This is a genomic window from Streptomyces sp. NPDC059567 (assembly GCF_042735655.1).
Taxonomy (GTDB): domain Bacteria; phylum Actinomycetota; class Actinomycetes; order Streptomycetales; family Streptomycetaceae; genus Streptomyces.
In genome coordinates this window covers 24,712-25,774 of the sequence record NZ_JBHWBS010000087.1, presented here as the reverse complement: position 1 = coordinate 25,774, position 1,063 = coordinate 24,712, and the positions used below count along the sequence as shown (strand labels likewise).

Annotated in this window: 1 protein-coding gene; it reads right to left on the bottom strand. The window is 78.1% G+C overall.

Features of this window, described 5'->3' with window-relative positions; all coding sequences use genetic code 11:
* Positions 1–193 precede the first annotated feature (193 nt).
* Entirely contained in the window at positions 194–910 is a 717-nt protein-coding gene (bioD, locus tag ACFVZW_RS29215; RefSeq protein WP_384527318.1) for a dethiobiotin synthase, read from the bottom strand.
* Between the last annotated feature and the right edge of the window lie 153 nt (positions 911–1,063).

The following is a 1,063-nucleotide window of genomic DNA, read 5'->3' as shown; positions in this document are numbered from 1 at the left end:
CCCACCGCCTGGCCGCCCGCGATCGAGGCAACCCCTTCCCTTGGGGGGGGGTCCCCCCGCCCCCCGCGCGCCCGCCCCGCCCCCCCCCCCCCCCGCCGAGGAGGCCGGCCCAGAACCGCACCAGGGCCGCCGGATCGGCGCAGTCGAAAACGATCTCCGAAACGTGTGCGCGCATGGATCCAGCTTACGGAGGTCAGGGGCGGGCGCTCGCGGTGAACCCTTCGGCGTCCCAGACCCCGCCGAGCGCCGGGGCCAGCCACTCGCCCGCGCGTGCCCGGAACGCGGCCGGATCGAGACCGCCCGCGCCCTCCGGTACGGCACCGAGCAGCGGCGCCCCGGCCATCTCCGGCAGTTCGGCCAGATTGCAGCGCGAGGCCAGGTCCGGGACGGTCGGCCAGCTGCCGACGACGACACCGAGCTGCTCGATGCCGCGCGCCGTGAGCGCCTCCGCGGTGAGCCGGGTGGTGTTGAGCGTGCCGAGCCCGGCGGGCACCACGACGAGCACCGGGGCGCCGAGCAGACGGGCCACGTCGGCGAGGGTGCCGCCCTCCTCGTCGAACCGGACCAGCAGCCCGCCCGCGCCCTCCACCAGGACCAGATCGTGCTCGGTGGCCAGCTTCGCGGCCGCCTCGGCGACCTCCTGCGGCCCGACCGGCGACATGCCCGCCCGGCGGGCGGCCGTGGCGGGCGCCAACGGCTCGGGGAACCTCGCCAGTTCGGCCGAGGTCCGCGCCCCGGAGAGCCGTACGACCTCGTCCGCGTCCCCGCGCTCGCCCGGCTCGACCCCGGTCTGGGCGGGCTTGAGCACGGCCACCGACCGGCCCTGAGCCGTGGCCACGGCGGCCACGGCGGCCGTCACGATCGTCTTGCCGATCTCCGTACCCGTACCGCTGACGACGATGACGGTCATGGTGTGTCGCATCCTCTCTGAGCCCCCGCGCCCGCATGGTCGTGGGGTCGTCTGGCGCGGCGGGCCCCCCCCGGGCCCCCCAGGCCCCCCAACCCGCCGGGCGGCCGATGACCCCCCGGGGCCCCCCCCGGGGGGCGCCCCCCCCCCCCGCCC